A 22730-nucleotide genomic window follows, 5' to 3' on the forward strand; every position below is an offset into this window, starting at 1 on the left:
GCACCGGAGATACCAACTGCAATATACAGTTCAGGTGCCACGATCTTACCAGTCTGACCCACCTGCATATCATTTGGTACAAAACCAGCATCAACAGCTGCACGGGATGCACCAACTGCTGCACCCAGCTTGTCAGCAACCTTGTTCAGCAGCTCGAAGTTTTCACCATTGCCCATACCGCGACCACCGGAGATCACAACTTTTGCTGCAGTCAGCTCAGGACGGTCAGATTTCGCCAGCTCTTCACCAACGAATGCAGACTTGCCGGCATCCTGTGTGTTATCCAGAGACTCAACCGAAGCAGAACCGTCAGTTGCAACCGCATCAAAACCAGTACCACGGACAGTGATCACTTTGATCGCATCTTCAGACTGAACAGTAGCGATCGCGTTACCTGCGTAGATAGGACGCTTAAAGGTATCAGCAGACTCAACCGCGACGATGTCAGAGATCTGAGCAACATCTAGCAGCGCTGCAACGCGAGGCATGATGTTTTTGCCGTTAGAAGTCGCAGGTGCCAAGATGTGAGAAAAGTCTTTACCCAATTCTGCTATCAGCAGCGATACGTTTTCAGCCAGCAGGTGCTCATAAGCAGCGTTGTCAGCAACAACAACTTTTGCAACGCCGCTCAGTTTTGCAGCTTCTTCAGCCGCCGTACCACAGTTGCTGCCTGCAACCAGTACAGTAATATCGCCATCGATCTGCTGTGCAGCTGCAACTGTGTTTGCAGTCGCACCAACCAGAGCGGCATTGTTGTGATCAGCTACAACTAAGATACTCATGATCAGATCACCTTCGCTTCGTTTTTCAGTTTTTCTACCAGCTCGTCTACGCTGCCCACTTTGATACCTGCACTACGCTCTGCAGGCGGCTCAACTTTCAGGGTCTTTACTTTAGACGCCACATCAACACCCAGATCAGTAGGGGTCTTAACATCCAGCGGTTTACGCTTAGCTTTCATGATATTTGGCAGAGAAGCATAACGCGGCTCGTTCAGACGCAGGTCGGTGGTCACAATCGCTGGCAGGGTCAGCGCAACAGTCTGCAGACCGCCATCGATTTCACGGGTTACATTCACTTTTTCACCATCAACAACCACTTCAGACGCGAAAGTACCCTGAGGCATGCCAGTCAGTGCCCCCAGCATCTGACCTGTCTGGTTGTTATCAGAATCAATAGACTGTTTACCCAGAACAACCAGACCTGGCTGCTCTTCTTCCACCAACTTGGCCAGCAGTTTGGCAACGCCCAGCGAGTCTACTTTTTCGTCAGTCTCAATCTGAATCGCACGATCGGCACCCAGTGCCAGTGCCGTACGCAGTTGCTCCTGAGCCTCTTTAGGGCCAACCGATACAACAACGATTTCAGTCGCGATACCTTTCTCTTTCAGACGAACCGCTTCTTCCACTGCGATTTCGCAGAATGGATTCATCGCCATTTTCACATTGGTCAGATCAACGTCAGAGTTGTCCGCTTTAACACGAATTTTGACGTTGTAATCGATCACGCGTTTAACCGCTACAAGGATCTTCATATGCTCTTCCTGCTATGAAAGGTTCAAATTCAACCGTGTTAAACACGCTCAATAACAATTGCCAAGCCTTGGCCTACGCCGATACACAGGCTGATCACGGCATAACGTTTACTACGGCGCTGCAACTCTCGAGCCGTGGACAATGCCAAACGCGCCCCAGACGCTCCCAAGGGATGGCCCACAGCAATAGCACCCCCGTTCGGGTTTACTCGCGGATCGTCAAAGGACACATTCAAACCTTTCAGGCAGCCCAGTACCTGAGATGCGAAGGCTTCATTGATTTCAATGATGTCCATATCATCCAGCGTCAGGTTGGCACGCTTCACGGCCTTTTTGATGGCCTCAATAGGCCCCTCACCCATCACTGCCGGCTCGACACCACTTGCCGCGCTGGACAGAATCCGCGCCATCGGTTGCAAGCCATATTTTTCGCCAGCTTCCCGCGAACCAATCAGCAATGCAGCAGCACCGTCGTTTACGCCGGACGCGTTGCCCGCTGTTACCACACCACCTTCAAACAAAGCCTTCAGCCGTGACAGGGTAGCCATGTCTGACGACGGGCGTGGATGCTCATCAGCCACAACCTCCCGCGGTGGAGTTTTGCGCCCGGTTGGTACCGACACCGGCACAATTTCATCTTCAAAGAAACCTTCCGCCCGGGCTTTTTCAAATTTTGCCTGAGAGGCTGCGGCAAAGGCATCGGCCTCTTCCCGGCTGATACCATATTTCTTGGCTACGTTATCGCCTGTCTGAGGCATGCTATCGTTGCCGAACTGCTCGACAATTTTGGGGTTTGGAAAACGCGCCCCGATCGTGCTGTCAAACACAGTAAAATCACGACTAAAGGGGTGTTCTGTCTTTGCAAAAACAAAGGGTGCACGCGACATGCTTTCAGCACCACCCGCCACATACAGTTCGCCTTCTGCGCACGTGACGGCACGTGCAGCATCAATCACGGCCGCCAAGCCGCTGGCACACAAACGGTTTACGGTCTGCGCAGGAACAGTGACGGGCAGGCCCGCCAACAGCGAGGCATGACGCGCCATATTACGGCTGTCTTCTCCCGCCTGGTTGGTATTACCCAGAATCACATCCTCGATTGCATCGCCAGGCACGCCACTACGACTCAACAGCTCACGTATCACATGTGCCGCGAGATCGTCCGGACGAACAGGTGACAACGCGCCGGCATGACGACCAAATGGGGTACGCACCCCTGCAAAAATATAAGCATCAAGCATATAAAACTCCTCTCACAAACATGTGTTTTATCAGTTCAGAGCGTGTTCTGGATGGCATAACGAAAGCCCCAGCATTGCCCTCCGGCGCAACCAAGGCCCAGGCCGATATCTCGGATCACCTGTGATGCCTTCAATACGAGATAGAATTTTCATCAAACGCTCACCACCAACCAGGTCCCCCCACTGCAGCGGACCATGTGGGTATCCAAGCCCACGACTGACACCTTCATTGAGGTCATCGATACTGGTGATTTGCTGCTGCACGATATCGCCGGCCAGATTGACGATCATGCCCAGCATCCGCTGCGCGACAAATCCAACACTGTCGTTAATCAGGGTCACGCCAACACCATCTCGCGCCAGCAGCGCATGTGCAGCCATGCGCATTTCCGGCAGCGTGGCCGGCGTTTGCATCAGCGTACGGTGGCGTTTCACATCAATTAGCATATCGATGCACAGCGTACGTGTAGCATCTGTCCCAAACTGGACTGCCGCTGTCGTCGCATCTACCCCATAGGGCGCCAGCAAACAGAGTGCGGAGTCAGACGGTTTTTTCGCCTGTTCGACTTCTGCCCCCAGCTCCTGTAACAGCGCAATCAAAGCAGCACGATCACCTTCGTCCTCAGCGCCGACCCAGACTGGTGGGAACGAATCAACGACCGGTACCGGCTGGGGCTGCGGCGGGTTGATCATCCGGCCATCTTCATAGCGATAAAAACCACGCCCGACCTTACGTCCTACATAGCCCGCATCCAGCATTTGCTGACTCAGATGGGAAGGCCGATAACGGGGATCCTGATAGAACTGGTTGTAAATGGACTCAATGACAGGATGTGATACATCCAGCGCTGTCAGATCGAACAGTTCCAACGGCCCCATCCGAAAGCCAAGTCCTTCACGCAGAATACGGTCAATATCGGCAGGGGCAGCCACGCACTCTTTCAACATCTGCAGAGCTTCGGTGCTGTATGCTCGACCGGCATGATTGATGATAAATCCGGGGGTGTCCTTGGCCCTGATACCACGATGTCCCATCCGGGCAGCCAACACCTGCAGGGTATCGCCGACAGCTGGATCGGTTGCTAGCCCATCGATCACTTCTACCACCTTCATCAGCGGAACCGGGTTAAAAAAGTGGAAACCCGCCACCCGCTCCGGATGCTTGGCCTGGCTGGCAATACTGGTCACAGATAGTGAAGATGTATTCGTCGCCAGAATGCAGTCTTCGGGCACCACCTCTTCCAGCTGCTTGATCAAACTCTGCTTGATATCCAGCCGTTCAATGATCGCTTCGACAACCACTTGAACATCAGCCAACTCATCCAGCGAGTCCGCAACATACAACCGTGCCAACGCAGACTTGGCTTCTTCTGCACAGATCTTGCCCTTGCCCACTAGCTTGTCCAGCGTAGCCTGCAGGTTGTCATAGGCCACCTGTGCACCACCTTCACGGGCGTCGTATAACTTCACTTGGATACCAGCCTGAGCAGCAATTTGTGCGATACCAGTACCCATAATGCCGGTACCTACCACCGCCATCCGTTCAATCGTTGCTGTCATACTTCACTCCCCACAATAATTGGCTTGGCGTTTCTCGAAAAAGGCAGCAACCCCTTCCTGCTTGTCCTTGGTATCAAACAGCAGCTGAAACGCCTTGCGCTCAAGCATGAGTGCAGCTTCCAGCGGGAGGTCAGCACCGGCCAGAGCCACTTCCTTGATTTGCTCCAGCGCCAGTGGTGGCAGCAGCGCCATTTCTCCAGCCAACTCAAGAGCGCGACTCAGGGTTTGCGAGTCTTCAACCATCTCGCTGACAAGCCCCATGGCCAGGGCTTCTTGCGCATTCACCAAACACCCCGTCATGAGCATCCGCAAGGCCTGGAACTTACCGACAGCACGCATCAGCCGCTGAGTACCGCCCGCACCGGGCATAATGCCCAGTTTGACTTCAGGCTGACCAAACCGAGCCTTATTACTGGCGATGATCAGGTCACAGTGCATGGCGAGCTCACAACCACCACCCAAGGCATAACCCTGAACGGCTGCAATAACCGGCTTCGGACAACGACCGATGGCCTCCCACAACCGTTCGTTATGACGCAAGTGCATTTCAGTGGGGCCAGCCTCAGCCAATTCACGTATATCAGCCCCAGCGACAAAGTATTTTTCATTGCCGGTCAATACGATGACACGCACCCGGACATCCTCAGCCAATGCTTGGAATGTTTCAGCCAAGCATTGGCGAACCTCTGTGTTGAGTGCGTTTTTAGCCTCGGGACGATGTATACGAACAACAGCGACACCATTGCTTCTAATCTCCGACCGTGTAACCAGAGTGTCTTCGGCAGTCATCTCATAATCCACCATTATATGTTTCGCTATACGAAACTTGATTCCGATATAACTAACATCTTAGACGGCATGTCTGTAACATGTAAACAACGAGATAAAAATAATTTAATAACCCATTTATTTTCATATAGATAAATAAAATCACTAACACCTATTGATCACAACGGCCATCGGTGAGATATTCCGCATAGTGAAACATGATTTTATTATTGTTGACTTCTCAAATCAGTGGGTCTTACTATGAATAAAGAATCAGCCGGAAATGGTCCCGGCAAGAGGGCTCTATCAAGCCTAGAGAGCGGTAAAGCCGAGCGCTTTTCTTCGTCGCCTTTAATGCCTAATAGCAATGAAGATGAGAAGGGAGGACAAATCGTAACGGCCTTGGCGCGAGGATTAGAGTTGCTGCGGTGTTTTACACCTAGCGAAAGCGTGCTGGGAAATCAGGAGCTAGCAAAGAGAACGGGTCTGCCTAAACCGACCGTTACACGTTTGACCAAAACCTTAATGCACATGGGCTGCCTCAAACAGGAAGTCCACTCAGGTAAATATCAGCTTGATGTTGGCGTTTTAGGCTTTGGTTACGCCATGTTGGCTAACTTGTCCATTCGCAGTATTGCTCATCCTTTTATGGAAGAGCTCGCTGATTATGCCCAAGCGGCCGTGGCGATGGCGGCCCGGGATCGCCTGCAGATGGTCTACCTGGATGTAGTGCAAGGTAAAGGAAATATGACCATGCGAAGGCAGGTCGGCTCTTATCTGTCGATTACGGAGAGTTCGGCCGGCAGGGCCTGCTTAGCCGCGATGCCTGTAAGTGAACGCGAGTTTCTGCTGGATCATATACGCGAGCGAAACCCCGACGACTGGCAAAAAATTCGACGCGGGCTTGAGCGAGCATTTCGAGACTACGAGGACTATGGGTACTGCCTATCAGTCGGCGAATGGCAAAGTGGCGTCAACTCAGTGGCAGTGCCTCTGGTTCATGCGCAATACGGCATTCTGACATTTAATTGTGGAGGCCCGAGCTTCCAGCTTTCTCGGGAAAAACTGGAGGACGATATCGGTCCTCGCTTGATCAACATGGTTAACAATATTGGCTCAGCCACCCGCTGACCCCAGTCAGGGTGACGGGCCATACAAAGCAAGGCCGTTAAACAGCCGAGGAGAATCTATGATCCGTGACCCGGAAACCCTGAACATTCTTACCGATACCCTCAGCCAGTTTGTTGACGAGGTGCTAATTCCTCGGGAGCAAGAAGTCGCTGAGACCGACGCCATTCCTCAGGACGTCATCGATCAGATGAAAGAGCTGGGCATGTTCGGTCTGACCATTCCGGAAGAGTATGACGGCCTGGGCCTGACCATGGAAGAAGAGGTCAACATCGTCTTTCAGCTGGGCCGCACCTCTCCGGCGTTCCGTTCCTACATCGGTACTAACAACGGCATCGGCTCTATTGGTATTCTGCTGGACGGTACCGAGGAGCAGAAGCAGCACTACCTGCCGAAACTGGCCAGTGGTGAACTGCTGAGTTCATTCTGCCTGACCGAACCCGATTCAGGGTCCGACGCAGCCTCCCTGAAAACCACCGCGGTTCGCGATGGCGACCACTACGTTCTGAACGGCACCAAACGCTTCATCACCAACGCGCCAGAAGCCGGTGTCTACACCGTGATGGCCCGCACTAACCCCGAGATCAAAGGGTCCGGTGGTATCAGCGCATTCATTGTAGACCGTTCAACACCGGGTATTACGCTAGGCAAGCCGGATCAGAAGATGGGACAAAAAGGGGCCCACACCTGTGACGTCATCTTCGAGAATGTCCGTGTTCCAGCTGATCACATTATCGGTGGCGTTGAAGGCGTCGGTTTCAAAACAGCGATGAAAGTGCTCGACAAAGGTCGCCTGCATATTGCAGCGTTAAGTGTGGGTGCGGCCGAGCGAATGCTTGACGATACACTGAAGTACGCGATGGAACGCAAGCAGTTCGGCCAACCCATTGCCAACTTCCAGCTCGTACAGGCCATGCTGGCTGACAGCAAAGCAGAAATTTACGCTTCCCGCTGCATGGTACTGGATGCTGCTCGCAAGCGTGATGAAGGCCTGAATGTCAGCACCGAAGCCTCTTGCGCCAAAATGTTCGCAACTGAAATGTGTAGCCGCGTTGCCGATCGCTGCGTCCAAATCCATGGCGGGGCTGGCTATGTGAGCGAGTATGCCATTGAGCGCTTTTACCGCGATGTGCGCCTGTTCCGTATTTACGAAGGCACAACACAGATTCAACAGATTGTAATCGCACGAAACATGATTCGCGACGCTGAGTGATTGCGCTAGTAAATTGATGTCCGCTTGCCGCTTTCTACCTCTAGCCGGGTTTAAAGCTGAATGCATCATCAAGTATTAGCGTGAATACAGACACGAGGTGCCTTGCTATGTACCTCAGTCTCAGCAGATTTACATCTGAGCTAAAGCACTTTAGGTAGTTACATATGCAACGCGAATCGATGGAATTCGATGTAGTCATCGTTGGAGCTGGCCCCGCCGGTCTGTCTACTGCCTGCCGTCTGATGCAGCAGGCATGGGAAAACGAGCAAGAACTGACTGTTTGTGTCGTGGAGAAGGGTTCTGAAGTGGGCGCCCATATTCTGTCCGGCGCTGTACTGGAAACGCGGGCGCTGGATGAGCTCTTTCCGAATTGGAAAGAAAAAGGAGCACCACTTAATACAGCAGTGACAGAAGATGAAGTCTACCTGCTTAACGATGATAAGAAAGGCACCAAAATCCCCAATGCCTTTGTGCCCAAAACCATGCACAACCAGGGCAACTACATCATCAGCCTGGGCAACCTGTGCCGCTGGCTGGCGGAGCAGGCTGAAGCGCTGGGCGTCGAGGTATTCCCGGGGTTTGCCGCGGCGGAAGTACTGTTCAACGAGGATGGCAGCGTCAAGGGTGTCGCCACCGGTGACATGGGCGTGACTGCCAAAGGCGAGCAGGGACCCAACTACATGCCGGGCATGGAGCTGCACGCCAAATACACCGTCTTCTCCGAAGGCTGCCGCGGTCATCTGGGCAAACAGCTGATCAGCCAGTACAGCTTGTACAAGGGTGCCGATACCCAGCACTACGGCCTGGGTATCAAGGAACTTTGGGATATTCCGGCCGAGCAGCACAAACCCGGTCTGGTGGTACATGGCTCCGGCTGGCCGCTGGACAAGGAGACCAGTGGTGGTTTCTTCCTCTACCATACCGACAACCACCAGGTGGTGGTGGGCCTGATCATCGACCTGAACTACCAGAACCCGTACCTGAGTCCGTTCGACGAGTTCCAGCGGCTGAAGCATCATCCGGTGCTCAAGCGTCATCTGGACGGCGGCAAGCGGGTGTCCTATGGTGCCCGTGCCATCGCCAAGGGCGGCTACAACTCGCTGCCAAAGATGACCTTTCCCGGCGGCCTGCTGGTCGGCTGTGATGCAGGTACGCTGAACGTTAGCAAGATCAAGGGCACTCACACAGCAATGAAGTCGGGCATGCTGGCGGCTGAGGCGATCTTCGACGCGCTTAGCAAGGACGACGAAGGCGGCAAGGACCTGAGCGGCTTTACCGATGCCTATAAATCCTCCTGGCTGTTCGACGAGTTGTACAGCTCTCGCAACTTCGGTCCGGCGATGCACAAGTTCGGTAAGCTGATGGGCGGTGCATTCAACTACATCAATCAGAACTGGTTCGCTGGTCGCATTCCGGTGACCCTGCACGACAACCACCCAGATCACGCACAACTTCGGCCGGTAGAGCACTATGAGCCGATCAGGTATCCAAAACCGGATGGCGTACTTAGTTTTGACAAGTTGTCCTCGGTGTTCCTGTCCAACACCAATCACGAGGAGGATCAGCCCTGTCACCTGAAGCTCGCGGATGCCAATATCCCGCTGCAGAAGAACCTCAAACTGTTTGCCGAACCGGCACAGCGCTACTGCCCGGCAGGCGTGTACGAGATCATTGAGGACAAAGGTGGTCAGCGCTTCCAGATCAATGGTCAGAACTGTCTGCACTGCAAAACCTGCGACATCAAAGACCCGGCCCAGAACATCACCTGGGTTACCCCTGAAGGCTTGGGCGGGCCCAATTACCCGAACATGTAAGAAATTTCTATCCGTTGTTACACGCTCTATCCTGAGCCCCTCATTTAGCCCGGTTCTCCGGGCCTTTTTTTAGGAAAAAGTAGTCATATTATTAACCCGGCGGCAGTTTCTGTCGAGAAGAGGTCTGCAACCATGCGGCTTTCAGCCGGATCTGTACAGACTGTTTTTGTACAGTCATACCTAAATTGCCAACGGTTTAATACTATTTTATGCGTGACTCATAGAGATCGCCCTTCTACTCGTTGAGACGAACCAACTTCAGTGTGTTGCGTCGATCAGTTGAATCCACAACTGTTTCTGTACACTCAGCCTTTGTCGGACTTATCTTCTCATAGCATCATAGAGAAAGAATCTCTATGAACGAGAGAATATGAAAACACATATTGAGTTTTTATAAGTTATTTGAATCACTTTTTTCTTTCAGTAGCATGTGCTCTTTCTTCTTGTCAGGCATAAATAGAACACGATTGTCTTTTAAAGTTTCAGGATATTTGTTCAAACCTGTTGAAATAACAACTTGGAAATCTACTCCATAACTTTCCAATTTCTTTAACTGACTAATACAGTTTTTAAGGTGCTCCAATTCAATCCCAGCAGTTTCTGGAGTATCAATTAGCAAAAATTTTGGAAACATTACTGTTTTATCAGAAAGTGCCAAGTGCATGAGTGTAATGAAATACATAAGCCTAATAGAAACCAACGAGCTAGTTTCCCGATACAAACCATCGTTGATAGAAGGTAAATAATTCTCAAGATTGATTTTAGCTGATCGGCAATCAGGCAATGTATCTTTCATCAGCTCATTATACTTCTTACTGAATGCGTTAACTTTTGAAGTAACATCTTGCTGAGCTTTAATTTCGAGTCCCTTTCTTTTAAGCTCCGCTTCCTTAGACCTAGAGCTTATTCTATCGAAATCTTTCTGGAAGCGCTCTAGCTTCGACTCTATTTCAAGTAACCGATTAAGATTGGCAACATCCTCACGGAGCTGCAAAATCTTATCATCAATATCATTCAAACTCTCTATATCAACAACTTCATCCACGCGATCTAACATCTGCTTTAGTTTTTCACGCAGATTCATCGCTTTCTTTTCAAACTGCTCTATTTCAGCTTTAGTCTTTTGAACTTCGGCATCACAATCATCATACGCAGTCTTAATAGTAGCTAGTGTCTTTAGCTTTGACTTTAGTATATCTTTGTATTCTTTTGACGTATAAAAGAATCTCTCGTACTGAGCTTCATCAATAGAAGCACCACAGACGCAATGCCCTTCAACACGATCAACATGACTTAGGCAGTAGGGACAAGTGTCTGACGTAAATAGATTAAGCTGATCATGAGAAAATATGACCTTTTCTATCCTGCCAATCTCAGATGCAGATTCGCTCCTAACCACACTCAATTTATATCTCTCATCAAGAGCGGCCACAAGAACTTCTTTAAGACGACTAAGATTAAGCTCACATTCAATCAAATCAGATTTACATGATTCAATATCCTGATTAATTGTATTAGTTCCAGATCTATTACGCTTGAAAGCCAGTCTTGCTTCATGCAATTTTTCAATCTGCTGTTCTTTTTCTAAAATTTCTTTCTGTAAAAAACTAACATTTTTTGCTTCGCCATTTTTCCGCATTTTATCGGCCAATAGTGTATATTCACTAACGACCTCTTTAGCAATAACTTTTTCTCTTGCTAGTTTTTTCTCTTCTACTATAGAGTCATAGTATTCTGAGTATGCTTTACCAACCAAAAGCTCAAATATTGCCTTCCTAACCAACTCAGAATCAGAAACATAAGTTGAATTCGTATCAGGCTTTTTATAAATTCCTTCAGGATTTGGCTGTTGATCGTGATAAATCAGTCGCATCAAGTCGGATATGTTAATTTTAAACGTATTGTAGCCATGAAAAAGCTCGACTACCGAAATATCCAACTTTCCAAGAATCCAATCAGAAAAAACAACGCTATCCTTACTTCTATTTACAGAATAAATTTCAGCATTGTCTTCAGAGAGTAAAAATTTTACATTCTCTGCAACTAATGTTTTTCCATCTTCAGCATATTTTCTATCCACGACCCTTTTATAAGGAATGACAGTGATCTCATTATCTCCGAAGTAACGTCTAAGTAGAAAATCACCATCATTTAGGCTCAAATAAAGATCAACATAATTGTCACTATCTGAAGTTATTTCGTCATGCCGTTTATCATTATTTTTACGAAAAATCGGCACCTCACCACCCAATGCGAAGTAAATAAGATTACAGAACGTACTTTTACCCGTTCCATTATCGCCTTCAATAAGAACAATTCTCTTATCGAACTCCTTAGATTCGAAGCTATATTTATTTCCTTTATAAATAAGCTTATTAATTCGCATCAGCCCCATGTGCGGACTCCATTCTCTACGTATATTTTGCCTAACATTGTGTCTAATGTAAGTGCCGCTAACCTACGAACCTTTTTGGAGACATCCGATATATTCTTAGACTCCATCTCAAAAACAGAATTATCTAAAAACTCATCCGGCAAATTTTCCTTCTTCAAGGATACATCTATTTCTTGTGCCTTACCTTTATTGAGGCTGACATATCCTTTTTTCTCAAGGGCAAACAAAAGTTTTAATATTTCACTTCTTCGCATTAGGCCGCTTGAATAGCTATCTAGCAAACATTCACAGTCTTTTGGATTCAACTTACGACCTGAAGAATGCAAAATAATATAAACAACTTTACTATTGTTGATAATATCAGTCAAAAAGGCAAGTTTGCGGTAATCTCGGAAATATTTTCCATCAACACAACCAAGAACATTCAAAATAATAAGAATAGAGTAACAATAAAGATAGAAATCGTCTCCACTCAGATACATCAGCCTTTTTTTGGCACTTTTATCACTCATCATCACACTCTTCAAAAGCTAGGAAACAGCCATCAAATAGATTCCAAATCACACCTTCGATGGTCTTATCATTTGATACTGTGTACCTATAATCTTCTTTTAATTTCGAAATATCTGACATTGCCTTAGAGACAAGAGATCGAAGAACGCCATCTATATCTTCTCCATTTTTCGGAGATATATATCTCTCATCTAGAAAATATTCTTCGCAGGCTTCATATACACGATATTTCAAAGACAAAAAGGACTTATCGGCCTCGCGCTCTTCATACTTCGAGCTACTAGCTTTTCTGGAATACTGCCTAATTCTACGTTCTGAAACATTTCTTACTACTGATAAAACTTTTTCTTTTAAATTCCTCTTATCAGTAACTTCGTTCTCTAACTCCGCAATATACCGCCAAGTTGGATCGATACTCTCATCAGGAAGCTGTGATTCTGCGTCCTTGAATATTAGTTTTACATCGGAACTATGAACCAACTTATCAACTAGATTTATACTATTCTGCCTTTCACTTAGCTTGTCCATCAGCAGAGCGAAAATTATTTGTTCTTTACCTATATGAGCATTATTATGCAAAGGAGAATTTTGAATATCAGTCAAGACAGTTCTTTTTAGTTTGCCTTCATCTTCTTGACCAAAATACCATCTAATTCTAGATAAAAAAGACCTAAATTGAGGAACAGACTGATTTCTTAACGTTCCAATATTTCCAGAACTCGACTTATCTTTGTATTGCCTCTCATATTCCTCAAGCAGTACTTGTCTAACTAAATTTATCGTTTCATCTGGCGCATCATCAATAGACACCAAATATTCAAGAACCGGCTTTTCAGGTAAGGATAGGGTTACCCCATTCTCAAGATTCTTCTTTCGTTCTTTGCCAAAATTCCTAGTAGTATAAAACCCAAGAAAAACATTATTACTAGTTCGAAATTGATCTATGTATATGTCAAAGAAGCTGACAATAGTATTTATAACTGGCGGACTAAAAATGGTGAAATTACCACTTAAATCGTAGTTCTTATCTTCTTCAAAATAGTTGTATACTTCGCCATCTTGAATGATCTGATGGGAGACATCTTCTAGATTTTCAACTGCCGTGAAGAAAACAGCATTGGCATCCTGCTCAATGGTATCAAGCATGAGTTTTATAGCTCTTATGAGCTGCAATCTAAAGCCTTTGCCGGAGTCCCCAGCTTCCCTATCTATAGTCTCCGCCGCCATATGCAAATGTCGCCACTTCTAGTTCAAGTTAATTTTTGCCAAGGTGATTAGGCTGCCCTTTCAGTGTACACACTCCAGTCTTGGCACATCACGTAGCACTCGTCATTCACCCAGTCTTAGCCTACGACTAGCAAACGTTCCTTGGCACCACCCTCGTGAGATTACCGGACAAAACCAGTTTTCACCAACAGCACCTCTTAAGAGGTAAGGCCACTGGAAATTATTCAAAAGATAGAATCGAGCACAAAAAATCACTAACACATTGATATTTAAACGATTTAACATGGAACCAAATTTGGTCTTTTTGATTCCCCTACATTGCTGCTAAGGATCAATTTTTGCCTAGTGCCGCCTTGATTGCCAAAAACCTTGTTCTGCTCGGCCAACGACAACCGCCCGTACAACGGCAAGATCTCTATGTCGCGCAAGTTCGCTTTACGCAGGGTATCAGCCGTTTCTCGAATCTCTCGTTCACCGGGCAGGAAGATCAGAATGTCGGTCGGTCCACCGTCCATCTGCTTCATACCAAGCTCTCTCAACTCCTCAACAGCCGAAAGAATGCCCTCTTGCAGGTCGATACTCTTCTCATCCTCACTTTCCAGCTCGTGGAGAGGGCGATAAACAATATCGACAGGATAGGTTCGACCAGACACCTCAATGATCGGTGCATTGTCGAAGTGCTTTGAGAATCGCTCAACGTCGATTGTGGCTGAAGTAATGATCAGCTTCAGGTCAGGACGCTTAGGAAGGAGCTTCTTGATATAGCCCAGCAGGAAGTCAATGTTGAGGCTTCGCTCGTGAGCCTCATCAATAATTATCACTTCATACTTTTCAAGGAATCGGTCGTTCTGTGTCTCGGCAAGCAGGATACCGTCCGTCATCACCTTGATTTGAGTCTGATCACTCACCTGATCATGGAAGCGAACTTGAAAGCCTACCCTTTCGCCCAAGCTGGTATTCAGTTCTTCCGCTATACGGGACGCTACCGCTCTGGCAGCAAGACGACGTGGCTGGGTGTGACCGATCATGCCGGCACAGCCCAATCCCAGCTCAAGACAGATTTTAGGAATCTGAGTCGTTTTACCTGAACCTGTCTCACCCGCGATCACCACCACTTGGTTGTCACGGATCGCTTCAAGAATTTCCTCTCGCCGTGCAGAGACTGGCAGATCAGGGTAATTGATGGCGTTAGTGAGAGCCTTTCTCGACTCCACCCCGGCTACCGAAGCCTCTATCTCTTCAGCCAAGAGTTGCAGCTTTGCGCCATCGGGATCTGCCTTGAGCTGGTTCAGCTTCCTCTGGAGCTTGAAACGGTCCGCGATACGGCAGTCAGCGATGCGTCTGCGAAGTTCGGTGATATCGATCAAAACAGTAGAAGTCCGAACACAAATTAAAAGGCGATTCTACCGCATCAGTAGCGGGAGTTGCGAGGCAAGGAACCTATCCGCACATGCTCAATAGCAATTCGAACGGGAAGCGCCTTTTCTCTTATACTTATTTGAGTTCTTCCAGAAGATATGTAGCTATCGAGTCTGCTTGCTCTTTCGTTAGCTTTCCGAGTTACCCACGAACAGTAGACACCTTCTATAGTTAGGTTTACGCCTGACGAGGAGGTGTAAGATGGCCCGGAAAAAGTATCAGCACTATACGGAAGAGTTCCGTCGCGAAGCGGTCAAACGTGCGGATCAACCTGGAAATACAGCGTCTTCAGTAGCTAAAGAACTGGGGATTCATCCCGGTCAGATCTACAACTGGAGGCGTCAGTTCAGCCGATTATCGGAGAAGCAGTTCAATAGCTTGAACGGTGTTGATTATTCCAAATCAGCGAGGAGGTTCGGCGGCTCAAGCGCGAGCGCGATGCACTGAAGAAGGAGCTTGAGTTCGTAAAAAAGGCTGCGTACTTTGCGAGCCAGCACGAGTGAAGTACGCTCTGATACAGGAGTATCGAGGGCAGTATGCGATACGCCTGATGTGTCGAATGTTAAACGTATCGGCATCAGGATATTACCGCTTGTTGAGCCGTGACATCAGTACACGGGTGCTCAGGCGGCAGGTCATGGACGAGCAGGTCATGGACACCTTTGCTACCTACAAAGCCCGTTATGGGGCACCGAGAATCGCCAGGGAACTCAATGTTCTGGGTGTCGACTGCTCTTTAACTATGTCGCCAATATCCTGAAACATAACGGCATCAGGGCGCGTAATGGTAAGGCTTTCAAGTATTCGCCGAACACCGAAGCGATGACCGGCGTCGCCGATAATCTCCTCAAGCGTCAATTCAATGCTGAACGTCCGAACGAGAAGTGGACGACGGATATCACCTATATCTGGGTCAGGGATCGCTGGCTGTATCTGGCCACGGTAATGGACCTGTATTCTCGCAGTATCGTCGGCTGGGCGCTGGATACCAGCATGACCGAACAACTGATTACTGACGCACTGCAAATGGCATTTAAGCGACGGGATATCGAGCCGGGCCTCATCATCCACTCGGACAGGGGAGTCCAGTACCGCTCCAACCGTTACCAGGAGTTGATGGAACGCCATGGCTGTCGGCCGAGTATGAGCCGCAAAGGGAACTGTTGGGATACTTAGTCCATTATGCTTTTGAACGGTAGTGTTCAGAAATCTGTGTCATTTCAGTAGCATATGCGAAACAGGAATGACACATGACCGACAAATTCGATTTCGACAAAGCACTTGAAGCGCTTCGTTCCGGCAAGGACCTGACCGGCAAGGACGGCGTTCTGACCCCGTTGATCAAACAGCTGACCGAAGCGGCGCTGAGTGCAGAGCTTGATCAGCATCTTGCCGACGATACACAGCCCAACCGGCGCAATGGCCGTAGCCGCAAGACCGTCAAAGCCGCTACCGGCAGCTTTGAACTGGAGACACCGCGTGACCGCGCCGGGACGTTTGAGCCCGAACTGGTGAAGAAGAACCAGACCAAACTCACCGACGAAATCGACCGGAAGATACTGAACTGGTGATCAGGCTCATGCTGCGGACACTTGGGTAACTGCGAATAAGTCCCTCGGCATGAGACAATCTAAGCTCTGATGTGCTGAGGGCTTCCCATGGATCACCAACTCTCCTTCGCTGATTGCGAGTTCAACAACAAGCGCCGCCAAACTCGCAAAGAGAAGTTTCTTGGCCGCATGGAGAACCTGATTCCTTGGCCCCGTCTGGTTGCCGTAATCGAACCATACTATCCGAAGGCTGGAAATGGCCGCCGTCCTTATCCGTTAGAGACGATGCTGCGCATTCACTGCATGCAACACTGGTACAACCTGAGCGATCCAGCCATGGAGGATGCGCTCACCGAGATTACATCGATGCGGATGTTTGCAGGCTTATCTTCCACAAGCTCTATTCCCGATCACACCACGATCATGAACTTTCGGCACCTACTGGAACGGCATAGCTTGGCCCGCCAGATATTCAAAGAGGTCAGCACTTGGCTCAGCGAAGCTGGTGTCCTGATTAAAGAAGGCACGTTGATGGATGCAACCATCATTGAAGCCCCCAGTTCCACCGATAACAAAGCGGGGGAGCGTGATCCAGAAATGCATCAAACAAAGAAAGGCAATCAGTGGCATTTCGGGATGAAGGCCCATATCGGTGTAGACGCCAACTCTGGCCTGACACACAGCTTCACGACGACGGCAGCCAATGAGCACGATCTTAACCAGGCTGAAAACTTACTTCACGGAGACGAAGCGTTCGTCTTTGCTGACAATGGTTATCGTGGAGCAGAGAAGCGTGACGAACTCAAAGATGTACCGGTCGACTGGCATATCGCCGAAGCGCCCAGCAGGATCAAAGAGCTGAGGAAGCATCCCAGGATCAACAAAACAGTGCTGAGCATCGAATACATGAAGGCCAGTATCCGAGCCAAGGTAGAGCATCCGTTCCGGATCATAAAATGTCAGTTTGGCTTCACCAAAACCCGCTATCGTGGGTTGATGAAGAATGACAGCAAGTTGGCGATGCTGTTTGCCCTGGCGAACATAGCTCGCGTGGATCAGATGATGCGAGCATAGGAGTAGTCCGTCTGCCAGCGGGGAAATCAGCGCGCAGATGGATAAAGCCGAGCAATATTTGGGCGATTAGGCCGCCTTTGCGGCTTGGTCGGCAGAGTGGAACGAAAAGCGGCACTTATTCGCAGTTACCCTTGTTCACAGGCTCCCTAACTCTGGCAAGAGTCCCATGGTGCGCTTCTTCGAATTGATAAACGACACACTATTCTCTGATGAGGTGTGCAGTCTCTGCGACCCCCAACAAGAACGAATATGAGAATCCAACTACAAGGTAGTTTTACGGTTGGTCAAATTCAAACGGTATTTATGAAACACACCCGTAAAAGCCGACAACTTTCAGACCAACCCTTAATTAATAAATTTCATACAAAAAACTTTAATACATTACCTTATTTTTTGCCACCGAGGAGACCTCGGCGGCAAAAAATAATGGATATCCAAATTGAATTTCAAGTCCTACGAGAACTCAACTCCATGAATGGATTATAGTTTTTAACTCAATATTAAATCGCTAACAGCTTCTGTGCTGATGAATGTCATTATTTCTATTGACTTTCAGTCGGATATGCCAGAAAAAATCTATTACCGAAATAATATTTTTTTTGCGAATGCCTAAACGCCATCAGAAAACATGAAGCAGACGAAAGTTAAAACGCGACCCTTCTTTTAAACCATTTTCTACACTCAAATCCTTTCCGTACGAAAACAAAATCTGGTTTCTTTGACCAATAAATTTAGAAAAAGTCAAAATTGATTTGGTTGTTTTTACTTCATCATCTTGATCCACGCCTTTAATTGATGTCTCGCCTCCGAATGTGTGAGATAATCCTGCAGCTAATCTTATAGTTGGGTCCAACTGATAGCTTAAATGCCCTTGCACTTGATATAGTGGATCCTGGCTAAGTGACGTATCATGATTTTTTCCAAAGAACATGACATCACCCGCAAGTTCAATATTGAATGCGTCCCCAATCCCGTGGGTGTAACCAAGCTGTAAGTCATACTTAAAACGATTTTCACCTAGGTTCAACGGCTTGTCCTTATTGTAGGACCCTGTCGGAACGAAGACGTATGGTACCACTGCGAAAGAATTTCTCTTGGCCTTATTATCAACGAGCCAAATTGGAGCAAGAAGTATTGCATCACCAACACCAGATGCATTGCCAAGAGAAGATAGAGCACCTTCAGTTTCTAACCTTCCCATTGGAAGCAGAGCTTCTAATGCAAATGGATGGCCACCAAGTGATGTCCAATGTACGTAGCGCAGGATAGAAACATCTGAAGTTAGCTTAGCATTATCCGCTACAACATTTCCGTTCTCATAAAGCTTATCTCTCTTCACGTGCTGCGCATAAAGTATGGCAACATTCGTGCCGGCTGGAGCCGTCTCCCAATCGCCTGCGTCAATATCAATTGCATAACTTGGCACAGAAGTCAGCACTGAAGCTGTCAGAGTTATTTTTAAAGCAACACCATAAACCCCTGTATTAATTTTTGACATTAAACTAGTTTTATGATCAAAAATTTTATTGGATTTCATGATATTTTCTCCTTTTATTTTTTATTTTTAATAATGGTGATTTTAGGTTGCTAAGTTATTTATAAGACTTACATTTAATTTTTACTTTAAGGTCCCCCCCCTCCACCTACTGCCTATTGAAATAAATGTCAAAGTCAAAAAATTAATATTTTTTCATTTAACCGCCATCTCAAAAAATAGAAAAACACTTATAATGATAAAAAATCACACTAAAAGACACTGCTGTCCCACAGTTTCGGGATCATATAACGAGCCTCATCTGAGGCTCGTTTTTGTTTGGGTCGGGCGGTGACGGATTAAGCACCTCCTGAAGCGTCTTTCGTTCAAACAGATTCATCTGCAACACCCTTAACATCCTTAGTACGGTCCAGCCTGAACGTGCGGCATATCGAGCGTACGCAACCAAGAGATAGACTGTCATCGCTATCCATATCTGGGTCATTACTGCATTTCGGGATCGCCCTAAAAACGTCTTGATAGACAGGCTCTGTTTGATGGCTTTAAAGAAGAGTTCAACCTGCCAGCGATCCTTGTAGATCCCAGCAATGGTTCGGGCTGAAAGGTCAAAATGATTGGTTAAAAACTCATAGGTTTTGTCTGTTTCTGAGCAATGATAGACCACTCGCCTCATGGGAGGTGCGCCTCGCTTCCGTGCATGTGCGCTGCTTGGCTGTATGTCCTGATCCGCTATTACGCCAGTGCCTGACCTTACCGGATAGTCGGCGTGAATCTTATAAACAGCATTAGTACGTAGCCGTGTGACAAAGAAAATTCCTTTATCTGTCAGTGTCTTATACCACTCATAGTCAAAATAGCCTTTATCGAAAGCAACGATACTTCCCTTAGGAAAATCAAATTTTCGTCCTTCTATCATGTCGTTTTCATTGCCATCACTAAGCGCCACGAACTCTGGAATCAGAGTGCCATGATTGAGGCCGACACTAAGTTTCACGTTCGCGGTGTCATCCCGATGTGCGGCCCAGGGAAACAGATTCAAAGCCAGATCAATGGCGCTGGCATCCAGCGAATAGAGAGGATTTTTGAACCGGAACTTGTGTTTTCCCGGCGTATTTTTACAGCGGGCAAGCAACTTTCCGAACAGCCCCTGATAAAGCTCTGCAGGCTGCTTTTCATTCAGCCGGGCGAGTGTAGAGCGAGCAATTGGCTTAGCTCCAAGGTGGTAAAGCTTGTGGCGTTGAGCTTCCAGGTTGGAGTGTATGTCCCTCAAGCTCTGCCGATCAGAAACCTGAGATATGAACATGCCAATGAACTGATCCCACCGCGTAGCAGAGCGCAGCTTCTGGCCGGAATGATGTATTTTTGCGAGGGACTCAAATTCATGTCTCGAAACAGGTTTGAGCAACTGATGAAAAGCGGTGTTATGATGTGACAAAGCCTGGTTCCTTGTTTTTTCTATTGTGTGGTAACAACAGAATAACACTTGGAATCAGGCTTTTTCATTTGCTGCCCCAAACTGTGGGACAGCAGTGCACTAAAAGATGCATTTGTTACAATGCAGCTCCTCAATACCAAATACTTTGGAATAGAAAATATTTAAATTATTTCTTATTTGGTCGACCTGAGTGCGATGAGACACGCTTTATTGCTGTATTACCTTCACAAACGAGTTAATTTAATTGAGTTGGGTTACGAATTTGGTCGTAAGGTATCCATCGAAGGTTTCGCTACCACCCTCGCTACCGTAACCACTTTCCTTGATGCCACCGAACGGCGTCTCTGCGATAGCTAGTCCCAGATGATTGATCGATACCATTCCCGCCTCTAACCCTCGAGAAATTGCATGCGCGTTCTTACTGGACGTTGTGAAGGCATATGACGCCAGACCAAACGGTAACCGATTAGCACGATGCAAGGCCTCCTCCAATGTTTTGAAACGCACAATACCGGCAAGTGGCCCAAACGGCTCATCATTCATGAATCGGGAATCTTCCGGAATATCTGCCATTACAGTGGGCGCAAAAAAATTGCCTTCCCCGGGCAACGCATATCCGCCAGCCAGAATACTGGCTCCTCGCTGCCGCGCATCATCGACAAACCCCTCCATGGCAGTGACCCGGCGACGTTGCGCTAGTGGCCCCATCTGGGTACTGGAGTCTAGGCCATCACCCACCTTCAAAGACTGAGCTTTGGAAACGAAACACTCAACAAACCGCTCATAAGCGCCTTCCTGAACGAAAAAGCGGGTTGGGGAAATACAAACCTGTCCCGCATTCCGAAATTTGAATCCGGCCAAAATATCCGCTGCGCTTTCTATATCAGCGTCGTCACAAACGATAACAGGGGCGTGCCCACCCAACTCCATGGTACAACGCTTCATCAGAGAACCTGATAACGCAGCCAGCTGCTGGCCTACCGGAGCCGAGCCAGTGAACGAGACCTTACGCACAACGGGCGACCTGATAAGGTGATCTGAAATCATCCCAGAGTCGCCTGAGACAACATTCAATACACCCGGTGGCAAACCGGCATCGTGGAACAGCTTGGCAATGGCAACCACTGCGCTAGGTGTATCACTTGAACCTTTGAGAATGACTGAACATCCCGCGCCTACTGCAGCAACCACCTTGCGGAAGGCTTGGCTAAAAGGGAAATTCCATGGAGAAAACGCGACACACACTCCAATTGGTTCACGCAAGACTGTCTGTTGGACCTGACTATTGCGTGCCGGGATTACCCGACCGTAGATTCGGCGGCACTCTTCGGCATGCCAGTCGGCATGTTCAGCGCAGACGCTAACTTCAGCTACAGCCTCGGCTAGGGGTTTGCCTTGTTCCAACGTTATGCAATGACCGATGATTTGTGCACGTTCACGCAGCAACTCACCTACCTTGCGCAGTATCTGGCTGCGCTGAAACGCTGAGCTAAGACGCCAAGAGTCAAATGCTCGTTTTGCGCTCGACAAAGCCAAATCAAGATCAGCGCGCGTCGCATGAGGCAATTTTCCGATCGTAAGATTTGTGGCAGGATTTAGTACATCCTGTTCATGGCGACCAGCTCCTTGAAGGAACTGGCCATCAATATAAAGACTAAGCTCTGTATACATAAGGATCTCAGCAAATTCAGGGGATAAGGACTGTACGGCCGATTATTTTGCCGTTATGTAAATCCTGCATGGCAGCATTGATTTCCGACATTGGCCGACGCGTAACGGGGATTGCAGTCATTCCTGTACACTTAACCAACTCCACTAACTCACGCAATTCAGCCAATGAACCGACATAGCTGCCTTCAATCGTCAAAGGCCGCATCGGGATTACTGGCAGTGAGAGGGTAATCTCGCCTCCCATTAGGCCACAGATGACTATGTGTCCACCGCGTGTACAACTCTCAACAGCCAGAGTCACCGTCGGTGTAGCACCCACCAAATCAAGAACTGCACGAGCCCCACCGTCAGTCGCTTGCATAACCTGTTGTGCTACATCAGTGCTTTTGGCATCGATGGCAGCCAGCGCGCCAGCAGCAAGTGCCGCTTCACGTTTGCCCGCGTCGATATCAACCACAACCGCACCTTTTGCACCCATTGCTTTGAGTACTTCAATGGCCATTAGCCCCAAGCCACCAGCACCAATGATGACCACCGGACTTTCATGAATACGATTACCAAACTTGGAAATAGCACTGAACGTGGTCACACCAGCGCAAGCCAACGGTGCTGCTTCGGCGTAGTCGAGCCCTTGAATATTCACCAAGTAACGAGGATGTGGGACGATAACGTACTCAGCAAATCCACCGTCGC

Annotated in this window: 20 protein-coding genes and 1 pseudogene; 8 read left to right on the plus strand and 13 right to left on the minus strand. The window is 48.2% G+C overall.

Annotation, left to right across the window (positions count from 1 at the left end; translation table 11 throughout):
• The 5 genes from Q0499_RS21065 to Q0499_RS21085 all read right to left on the minus strand — a co-directional run.
• A partial coding sequence (locus Q0499_RS21065; RefSeq protein ID WP_299204050.1) for an FAD-binding protein occupies nt 1-782 on the minus strand: 782 nt, incomplete at its 3' end.
• 2 nt (nt 783-784) lie between these two features.
• A complete protein-coding gene (locus tag Q0499_RS21070) occupies nt 785-1534 on the minus strand; it encodes an electron transfer flavoprotein subunit beta/FixA family protein (RefSeq protein ID WP_299204052.1) in 750 nt (249 codons plus the stop codon).
• 38 nt (nt 1535-1572) lie between these two features.
• Nucleotides 1573-2775, minus strand: coding sequence for a 3-oxoadipyl-CoA thiolase (locus Q0499_RS21075; protein ID WP_299204054.1), 1203 nt, complete (start codon nt 2773-2775; stop codon nt 1573-1575).
• 30 nt (nt 2776-2805) lie between these two features.
• Nucleotides 2806-4335: a 3-hydroxyacyl-CoA dehydrogenase gene (locus tag Q0499_RS21080; protein ID WP_027855405.1), complete on the minus strand. Its 1530-nt coding sequence runs from the start codon at nt 4333-4335 to the stop codon at nt 2806-2808.
• 3 nt (nt 4336-4338) lie between these two features.
• Nucleotides 4339-5124, minus strand: a complete 786-nt coding sequence (locus Q0499_RS21085) for an enoyl-CoA hydratase (protein WP_299204060.1) — start codon at nt 5122-5124, stop codon at nt 4339-4341.
• A 240-nt stretch (nt 5125-5364) separates the two neighbouring features.
• On the opposite strand from Q0499_RS21085, the gene Q0499_RS21090 reads away from it, so the two are divergent.
• The 3 genes from Q0499_RS21090 to Q0499_RS21100 all read left to right on the plus strand — a co-directional run bounded on the left by Q0499_RS21090 (nt 5365) and on the right by Q0499_RS21100 (nt 9258).
• Nucleotides 5365-6234 (plus strand): IclR family transcriptional regulator, encoded by an 870-nt coding sequence (locus Q0499_RS21090; RefSeq protein WP_299204063.1) that lies wholly within the window; start codon nt 5365-5367, stop codon nt 6232-6234.
• A gap of 58 nt (nt 6235-6292) precedes the next feature.
• A complete protein-coding gene (locus Q0499_RS21095) occupies nt 6293-7444 on the plus strand; it encodes an acyl-CoA dehydrogenase family protein (RefSeq protein ID WP_027855402.1) in 1152 nt (383 codons plus the stop codon).
• Nucleotides 7445-7608: 164 nt separating this feature from the next.
• On the plus strand, nt 7609-9258 hold the full coding sequence (locus tag Q0499_RS21100) for an electron transfer flavoprotein-ubiquinone oxidoreductase (protein WP_299204070.1): 1650 nt from the start codon (nt 7609-7611) through the stop codon (nt 9256-9258).
• A gap of 391 nt (nt 9259-9649) precedes the next feature.
• Here Q0499_RS21100 and Q0499_RS21105 read toward each other — a convergent pair whose 3' ends face one another.
• From Q0499_RS21105 to Q0499_RS21120, 4 genes are all read right to left on the minus strand, one after another.
• Nucleotides 9650-11653, minus strand: a complete 2004-nt coding sequence (locus Q0499_RS21105; RefSeq protein WP_299204073.1) for an AAA family ATPase — start codon at nt 11651-11653, stop codon at nt 9650-9652.
• Nucleotides 11644-12165 carry a hypothetical protein gene (locus Q0499_RS21110; RefSeq protein WP_299204076.1) on the minus strand — a complete coding sequence of 174 codons (522 nt, stop codon included), beginning with the start codon at nt 12163-12165 and terminating at the stop codon, nt 11644-11646. Before Q0499_RS21110 ends, Q0499_RS21105 begins: the two co-directional genes overlap by 10 nt.
• Complete coding sequence (locus Q0499_RS21115; RefSeq protein ID WP_299204079.1) at nt 12158-13393, minus strand: hypothetical protein; 1236 nt, start codon at nt 13391-13393, stop codon at nt 12158-12160. The genes Q0499_RS21110 and Q0499_RS21115 overlap by 8 nt, the downstream gene beginning before the upstream one ends.
• A gap of 278 nt (nt 13394-13671) precedes the next feature.
• Nucleotides 13672-14760 carry a DEAD/DEAH box helicase gene (locus Q0499_RS21120; protein WP_363317844.1) on the minus strand — a complete coding sequence of 363 codons (1089 nt, stop codon included), beginning with the start codon at nt 14758-14760 and terminating at the stop codon, nt 13672-13674.
• A gap of 253 nt (nt 14761-15013) precedes the next feature.
• On the opposite strand from Q0499_RS21120, the gene Q0499_RS21125 reads away from it, so the two are divergent.
• From Q0499_RS21125 to Q0499_RS21145, 5 genes and pseudogenes are all read left to right on the plus strand, one after another.
• Nucleotides 15014-15259, plus strand: coding sequence for a transposase (locus Q0499_RS21125; protein ID WP_299204082.1), 246 nt, complete (start codon nt 15014-15016; stop codon nt 15257-15259).
• A 190-nt stretch (nt 15260-15449) separates the two neighbouring features.
• Complete coding sequence (locus tag Q0499_RS21130) at nt 15450-15572, plus strand: hypothetical protein (RefSeq protein WP_299204085.1); 123 nt, start codon at nt 15450-15452, stop codon at nt 15570-15572.
• Between the two features lie 11 nt (nt 15573-15583).
• Nucleotides 15584-15988, plus strand: coding sequence for an IS3 family transposase (locus Q0499_RS21135; RefSeq protein WP_299204104.1), 405 nt, complete (start codon nt 15584-15586; stop codon nt 15986-15988).
• A gap of 74 nt (nt 15989-16062) precedes the next feature.
• Nucleotides 16063-16377: pseudogene (locus Q0499_RS21140) on the plus strand (transposase); the annotation flags it as partial.
• Between the two features lie 93 nt (nt 16378-16470).
• On the plus strand, nt 16471-17436 hold the full coding sequence (locus Q0499_RS21145) for an IS5 family transposase (RefSeq protein WP_299204088.1): 966 nt from the start codon (nt 16471-16473) through the stop codon (nt 17434-17436).
• Between the two features lie 619 nt (nt 17437-18055).
• Here the strand turns inward: Q0499_RS21145 and Q0499_RS21150 are convergent.
• The 4 genes from Q0499_RS21150 to Q0499_RS21165 all read right to left on the minus strand — a co-directional run.
• Nucleotides 18056-18973, minus strand: a complete 918-nt coding sequence (locus Q0499_RS21150; protein WP_299204091.1) for a transporter — start codon at nt 18971-18973, stop codon at nt 18056-18058.
• 241 nt (nt 18974-19214) lie between these two features.
• Nucleotides 19215-20366 (minus strand): IS4 family transposase, encoded by a 1152-nt coding sequence (locus tag Q0499_RS21155; protein WP_299204094.1) that lies wholly within the window; start codon nt 20364-20366, stop codon nt 19215-19217.
• Nucleotides 20367-20606: 240 nt separating this feature from the next.
• Nucleotides 20607-22037, minus strand: a complete 1431-nt coding sequence (locus Q0499_RS21160) for an NAD-dependent succinate-semialdehyde dehydrogenase (RefSeq protein ID WP_299204097.1) — start codon at nt 22035-22037, stop codon at nt 20607-20609.
• 16 nt (nt 22038-22053) lie between these two features.
• Nucleotides 22054-22730, minus strand: a 677-nt coding sequence (locus Q0499_RS21165; protein WP_299204101.1) for a zinc-binding dehydrogenase, incomplete at its 5' end; no start/stop codon positions are given.

Source organism: uncultured Amphritea sp., assembly GCF_937127095.1.
Classification (GTDB): Bacteria; Pseudomonadota; Gammaproteobacteria; order Pseudomonadales; family Balneatricaceae; genus Amphritea.